This window comes from Halomonas sp. BC04 (assembly GCF_000568385.1).
This window is the reverse complement of the sequence record NZ_AZQX01000386.1, coordinates 1-6,905: the sequence shown is the minus strand read 5'-3', so window position 1 is coordinate 6,905 and position 6,905 is coordinate 1. Positions and strand designations below refer to the sequence as shown.

Sequence of the window (6,905 nt, the reverse complement as noted above, 5' to 3'; positions counted from 1 at the left end):
GGTGGAACCCAGCGGGATGTTACGCAGCGGCAGGGTGTTACCTTTCCTGATCGCCGCGTTGACACCAGACTCGAGACGGTCGCCGGCCTTCACGCCCTTGGGCGCGATGATGTAGCGACGCTCGCCGTCCAGATACTTCAGCAGCGCGATATGGGCGCTACGATTCGGGTCGTATTCCAGGCGCTCGACGACGGCGGGAACGCCATCCTTGGTGCGCTTGAAGTCCACGAGCCGATAATGCTGACGGTGACCACCGCCCACGTGACGAGTGGTGATGCGACCGTTGTTGTTACGTCCACCGGAGCGCGACTGCTTCTCGAGCAGCGGTGCATAGGGCTTGCCCTTGTGCAGATCCTCGCTGACGATCTTGACGACGTGGCGACGACCGGCGGATGTGGGTTTTGTCTTGACGATTGCCATGATCCGTACTCCTGCCCTTATTCGGCGCCAGTGAAGTCTTCGAGCGTCTCACCGGCGGCCAGGGACACATAAGCCTTGCGGTAACCCTGGCGACGGCCCAGACCCTGCGCGGAGCGCTTGGTCTTGCCCTTGACGTTCAATACCTGGACGCGATCGACCTTCTTGCCGAACAGGACCTGAACGGCCTGCTTGATTTCCGGCTTGGTCGCGTCACTGGCCACCTTGAACACGTACTGGTTGTTCTCAGCGGCGAAAGCGGCCTTCTCGGTCACGTGCGGACCGAGCAGAACCTTGAATACGCGTTCCTGGTTCATGCCAGCTTCTCCTCGAATTTACGCAGAGCAGAGACGGTGACCAGCACCTTGTCGAAGGCGATCAGGCTCACCGGGTCGGCGGCAGCCACATCCACCACATCCACGTTGGGAATGTTGCGGGCGGCCAGATAGAGCTTCTCGTCGACCTCCTCGGTGACGATCAGCACTTTCTCGAGGTTCAGCTCCTTGAGCTTGGCCACCAACTCCTTGGTCCGCGGCGCTTCGACGGTGATCTCGTCGATCGCCACCAGGCGCTCCTGGCGAACCAGTTCGGAGAGAATCGCGCGCATGGCCGCACGGTACATCTTGCGGTTGACCTTGTGGGAGTGATCCTGCGGGCGAGCCGCAAAGGTCACACCACCGCTACGCCACAGGGGCGAGCGGATGGTACCGGCACGAGCGCGACCGGTGCCCTTCTGGCGCCACGGCTTCTTGCCACCGCCACGCACGTCGGAACGGTTCTTCTGGGCGCGGGTACCCTGGCGACCACCGGCCAGATAGGCGGTGACGACCTGGTGAACCAGCGCCTCGTTGAATTCCTTGCCAAAGGTGGCGTCGGCGACTTCGACAGTGCCCGCGCCTGCAGCTAGATTCAGATTCATCGGTTCTATCCCCTTCAGCCAGCCTTGACGGCGCTGCGCACAATGACGTCGCTGCCGGTAGCACCGGGCACGGCACCCTTGATCAGCAGCAGGTTGCGTTCGGCGTCGACACGGACAATTTCCAGGCTCTGCACGGTGCAGCGGACATTGCCCATCTGGCCGGCCATCTTCTTGCCTTTGAAGACACGACCTGGGGTCTGACACATGCCGATGGAACCCGGCGCGCGGTGCGACAGTGAGTTGCCGTGGGTGGCATCCTGGGTACGGAAGTTCCAGCGCTTGACGGCGCCCTGGAAGCCCTTGCCCTTGGAGGTGCCGGTCACATCAACCATCTGACCAGCTTCGAAGAGGGATACGGTGAGTTCGCCGCCCACTGCCGGAGCCTCGTCGCCTTCTGCAAGGCGGAACTCCATCAGCGCACGACCGGCCTCGACACCCGCCTTGGCATATTGACCTGCCTGGGCCTTGGTGAGGTGCTTGGCCTTGCGGGAGCCGGTTGTGACCTGAATCGCTGCGTAGCCGTCGGCTTCGACAGACCTGACGCTGGTGACGCGATTCGGCTCAACCTCGATCACGGTTACGGGCACAGAGGCGCCATCTTCGGTAAAGACGCGGGTCATACCGGCCTTTCTACCGACTAAACCGATAGTCATTCTCAGTCTCCTTTAGTGTACGGGGCTATCACCCGCTATGGCTGCCCTTTCCAGAGCATTCCACTAGCACGTTGTATGACGCCATCCCGGCGTGGCGGCTGCTGCTCATGTCTGGCGTATGAGCGCTGGGCCGCGGGGTGTCTAGTGTAGTCAGTCGAGCTTGATCTGAACGTCCACGCCGGCGGCGAGGTCGAGCTTCATCAGGGCATCGACAGTCTTCTCGGTCGGCTCGACGATATCGAGCACACGCTTGTGTGTGCGAATCTCATACTGATCACGCGCGTCCTTGTTGACGTGCGGAGAGATCAGGATGGTGTACCGCTCACGATTGGTCGGCAGCGGGATCGGCCCCCGTACCTGAGCACCGGTGCGCTTGGCGGTTTCAACGATCTCCGCGGCGGACTGGTCGATCAGGCGATGGTCGAACGCTTTCAACCGAATGCGAATCTTCTGGTTCTGCATTTGCCCTAAACTCCAATGGATGTCGACGGCGCTTGCCGCCTACCCACGCATTCAAAGGATGCGCATTATAGGCACGTCGCAAGCGAGAGTCAAACACTCTGCCTGCGGTGCGCAGAAAGGGGGCTCCATCCGGAGCCCCCTTCGATCATTCCAGCGAAAACCGATTACTGGATGATCTTGGCCACGACGCCGGCGCCGACGGTACGACCGCCTTCGCGGATGGCGAAGCGAAGGCCGTCATCCATGGCGATCGGAGCGATCAGGGTGACGACCATCTTGACGTTGTCGCCCGGCATGACCATCTCGACGCCTTCCGGCAGCTCACAGGTACCGGTCACGTCGGTGGTACGGAAGTAGAACTGCGGACGATAGCCCTTGAAGAAAGGCGTGTGACGACCACCCTCTTCCTTGGACAGCACGTAGACCTCGGCTTCGAAGACAGTGTGCGGGTTGATGGAGCCCGGCTTGGCCAGAACCTGGCCACGCTCGACGTCATCACGCTTGGTGCCGCGCAGCAGGGCGCCGACGTTCTCACCGGCACGACCTTCGTCGAGCAGCTTGCGGAACATCTCGACCCCGGTCACGACGGTCTTGGTGGTGTCACGGATACCGACGATCTCGACTTCCTCGCCAGCCTTGACGATGCCACGCTCGATACGACCGGTGACCACGGTGCCGCGGCCAGAGATGGAGAAGACGTCCTCGATCGGCATCAGGAACGGCTGGTCGATGGCACGCTCCGGCTCCGGGATGTAGTCGTCCAGGGCCTTGATCAGGTTGGCAACGGCGGTGGTACCCATGCCGTTGTCGTCCTTGCCTTCCAGCGCCATCAGGCAGAGCCGGTGATGATCGGGGTGTCGTCGCCCGGGAAGTCGTATTCGCTCAGCAGCTCGCGAACTTCCATCTCGACCAGCTCGAGCAGCTCCTCGTCATCGACCATGTCTGCCTTGTTCAGGAACACGACGATGTACGGCACGCCAACCTGACGCGACAGCAGGATGTGCTCGCGAGTCTGCGGCATGGGGCCGTCGGCAGCGGAACAGACCAGGATAGCGCCGTCCATCTGGGCAGCACCAGTGATCATGTTCTTGACGTAGTCGGCGTGCCCCGGGCAGTCGACGTGAGCATAGTGACGCTGCTCGGACTGGTACTCGACGTGGGAGGTGGCGATGGTGATGCCGCGCTCACGCTCTTCCGGTGCGTTGTCGATGGTGTCGAATTCGCGCCAGTCGCCGCCAAACACCTCGGCAGAAACACGAGTCAGGGCCGCTGTCAGAGTGGTCTTGCCGTGGTCGACGTGACCGATGGTGCCGACGTTGACGTGCGGTTTGGAACGTTCGAATTTTTCCTTAGCCACTTCGATAACCTCTTTACGTTAGCTAAAACGGTTTAACCTTTCTGGTTGATGACGGCTTCTACGATGCTGGAGGGCGCCTCGTCGTACTTCGAGAACTCCATAGTGTAGCTCGCACGACCCTGGGACTGAGAGCGCAGATCGGTTGCATAACCGAACATCTCGCCCAGCGGCACCGTCGCGCGGATGATCTTGCCGGAGGAAGAGTCATCCATGCCCTGCACCAGACCGCGGCGACGGTTCAGGTCGCCCATGACGTCACCCATGAATTCCTCGGGGGTCACGACCTCGACCTTCATCACCGGTTCCAGCAGCACGGCTTTGGCCTTGCGGGCCCCTTCCTTGACCGCCATGGAAGAGGCAACCTTGAACGCGTTCTCGTTCGAGTCCACGTCATGGTAGGAGCCATCGTACAGCGTGACCTTGACGTCGATCATCGGGTAACCCGCGATGACGCCGTTCTGCAGCTGCTCAAAGGCCCCTTTCTCGACGGCACCCACGTACTCCTTGGGCACCACACCGCCGACGATCTCGGAAGCGAACTTGAAGTGCATGTCTTCGTCTTCGCCCTTGTCCGCCTCGGTCAGCGGCTCGATACGCAGCCAGACGTGGCCATACTGGCCGCGACCGCCAGACTGGCGCACGAACTTGCCTTCCTGCTCGACGCTGCCGCGAATGGTTTCGCGGTAGGCGACCTGGGGCTTGCCGATATTGGCCTCGACCTTGAACTCGCGACGCATGCGGTCAACGAGAATATCGAGGTGCAGCTCGCCCATGCCGGAGATGATGGTCTGACCGGTTTCCTCGTCGGTCCTGACCTGGAACGACGGGTCTTCCTGGGCCAGCTTGCCCAATGCGACACCCATCTTCTCCTGGTCGGTCTTGGTCTTCGGCTCCACGGCCACGGAGATAACCGGATCCGGAAACTCCATGCGCTCGAGCACGATCTTGTCGTTCAGATCGCACAGCGTATCACCCGTGGTGACGTCCTTCAGGCCGATACAGGCGGCAATGTCACCAGCCAGAACTTCCTTGATCTCTTCGCGGGAGTTGGCGTGCATCTGCACGATTCGACCCACGCGCTCTTTCTTCTGCTTGACCGAGTTGTAGACGCTGTCGCCGGAGTTGAGCACCCCGGAATAGACGCGAATGAAGGTCAGCGTGCCAACGAAAGGATCGGTGGCGATCTTGAACGCCAGGGCGGCGAAAGGCGCACTATCGTCCGCCTCGCGGGTGGCGATGGTGCCATCCTTGTCGTCCAGCTCACCCTCGATGGCCTTGACCTCGGTGGGTGACGGCATGTACTCGATGACGCCATCGAGCACGGCCTGCACGCCCTTGTTCTTGAACGCCGAGCCGCAGGTGACGAGCACGATCTCGTTGGCCAAGGTGCGGCTACGCAGGCCGGCCTTGATCTCTTCGATGGTCAGCTCACCACCCTCGAGGTACTTCTCCATCAGCTCTTCGGAGGCCTCGGCGGCCGCCTCGACCATCTCCTCGCGATACTTCTCGGCGGTCTCCTGGAGCTCGGCCGGGATGTCGACGAGGTCATAGCTCATACCCAGGCTGGCTTCATCCCAGAGAATGGCCTTCATGGTGATCAGGTCGACGACACCCTTGAACTCTTCCTCGGTGCCCCAGTTGATCTGGATCGGCACCGCGTTGGCCCCCAGCTTCTGCTTCAGCTGGTCAACCACCATGAAGAAGTCGGCGCCGGTGCGGTCCATCTTGTTGACGAACACCATACGCGGGACTTCGTACTTGTTGGCCTGGCGCCAGACGGTCTCGGTCTGAGGCTGGACGCCGGACGAGCCGCACAGCACCACCACGGCGCCGTCGAGCACGCGCAGGGAACGCTCGACTTCGATGGTGAAGTCAACGTGTCCCGGCGTGTCGATGATGTTGATGCGGTGCTCATCGAACTGCTTGTTCATGCCCTGCCAGAAGGTGGTGACAGCAGCCGACGTGATGGTGATGCCACGCTCCTGCTCCTGCTCCATCCAGTCGGTGGTAGCAGCGCCGTCGTGCACCTCGCCGACCTTGTGGGACAGGCCGGTATAGAACAGCACGCGCTCGGTCGTGGTGGTCTTCCCGGCATCGACGTGGGCGACGATGCCGATATTACGGTAGCGTTTTAGTGGAGTCTTGCGAGCCACGGTGGAACTCCCCGTTGGTTGGCGATGCGTTTAGAAGCGCACTTAGAAGCGGTAGTGCGAGAACGCCTTGTTGGCCTCGGCCATGCGATGCACGTCTTCACGCTTCTTGACCGCGGAGCCCTTGCCCTCGGCGGCGTCGAGCATCTCACCAGCGAGACGCTGCACCATGGTCTTCTCGCCGCGCTTGCGCGCCGCATCCACCAGCCAACGCATGGCCAGCGCCTGACGGCGCGAGGGGCGGACTTCTACCGGAACCTGATAGGTCGCACCGCCTACGCGGCGAGACTTGACCTCGACCATCGGCTGGATGGCTTCCAGGGCGCGATCGAAGATCTCCAGCGGCTCTTCCTTGCTACGCTCGGCAACCTTGTCCAGCGCACCGTAGACGATGCGCTCAGCTGTGGACTTCTTGCCGCTGAACATCAGGTGGTTCATGAACTTCGCCAGGCGCTCACTTCCGAACTTGGGATCCGGCAGGATTTCGCGCTTGGCTACTACTCTTCTTCTAGGCATGACAAGCCCTCTATCGAAGGGTCTTTCAGGCAAACCCGGAACTCCCGCACGCTTCTTTCGAGCTCGCGACGCCCGGCCTTACTCTTATCAGACCGAAATTGATTCTGGATGCGTACCGAGGCCAATCAGGACTTCGGACGCTTGGTGCCGTACTTGGAACGGCCCTGCTTGCGGTTCTGCACGCCGGAAGTGTCGAGGGCGCCGCGAACGGTGTGATAACGCACACCCGGCAAATCCTTGACACGGCCGCCGCGGATCAGCACGACAGAGTGTTCCTGGAGGTTGTGTCCCTCACCACCGATGTAGGACGACACCTCGAACCCGTTGGTCAGACGCACGCGACAGACCTTACGCAGGGCCGAGTTCGGCTTCTTCGGGGTGGTGGTGTAGACGCGGGTACAGACACCGCGCTTCTGCGGACAGGCCTGCAG

The 6,905-nt window shown here is 61.5% G+C and carries 8 protein-coding genes and 1 pseudogene; all 9 read right to left on the bottom strand.

Annotated features, from left to right (window positions below; translation table 11 throughout):
* A partial coding sequence (gene rplB / locus Q427_RS25855; protein WP_043518304.1) for a 50S ribosomal protein L2 occupies nt 1–420 on the bottom strand: 420 nt, incomplete at its 3' end.
* Between the two features lie 17 nt (nt 421–437).
* Complete coding sequence (rplW, locus tag Q427_RS25850) at nt 438–734, bottom strand: 50S ribosomal protein L23 (RefSeq protein ID WP_043518302.1); 297 nt, start codon at nt 732–734, stop codon at nt 438–440.
* On the bottom strand, nt 731–1,336 hold the full coding sequence (gene rplD, locus Q427_RS25845) for a 50S ribosomal protein L4 (protein ID WP_043518300.1): 606 nt from the start codon (nt 1,334–1,336) through the stop codon (nt 731–733). The genes rplW and rplD overlap by 4 nt, the downstream gene beginning before the upstream one ends.
* A gap of 14 nt (nt 1,337–1,350) precedes the next feature.
* Complete coding sequence (gene rplC, locus Q427_RS25840) at nt 1,351–1,989, bottom strand: 50S ribosomal protein L3 (RefSeq protein WP_043518298.1); 639 nt, start codon at nt 1,987–1,989, stop codon at nt 1,351–1,353.
* Between the two features lie 150 nt (nt 1,990–2,139).
* Nucleotides 2,140–2,451 (bottom strand): 30S ribosomal protein S10, encoded by a 312-nt coding sequence (gene rpsJ / locus Q427_RS25835; protein ID WP_016419080.1) that lies wholly within the window; start codon nt 2,449–2,451, stop codon nt 2,140–2,142.
* 164 nt (nt 2,452–2,615) lie between these two features.
* A pseudogene (tuf, locus tag Q427_RS25830) lies at nt 2,616–3,808 on the bottom strand (elongation factor Tu).
* Between the two features lie 32 nt (nt 3,809–3,840).
* Nucleotides 3,841–5,961, bottom strand: a complete 2,121-nt coding sequence (fusA, locus tag Q427_RS25825) for an elongation factor G (protein ID WP_043518294.1) — start codon at nt 5,959–5,961, stop codon at nt 3,841–3,843.
* Nucleotides 5,962–6,003: 42 nt separating this feature from the next.
* Nucleotides 6,004–6,474: a 30S ribosomal protein S7 gene (gene rpsG, locus Q427_RS25820; RefSeq protein WP_043518292.1), complete on the bottom strand. Its 471-nt coding sequence runs from the start codon at nt 6,472–6,474 to the stop codon at nt 6,004–6,006.
* A gap of 125 nt (nt 6,475–6,599) precedes the next feature.
* On the bottom strand, nt 6,600–6,905 hold a 306-nt coding region (gene rpsL / locus Q427_RS25815), incomplete at its 5' end, for a 30S ribosomal protein S12 (RefSeq protein WP_043518290.1).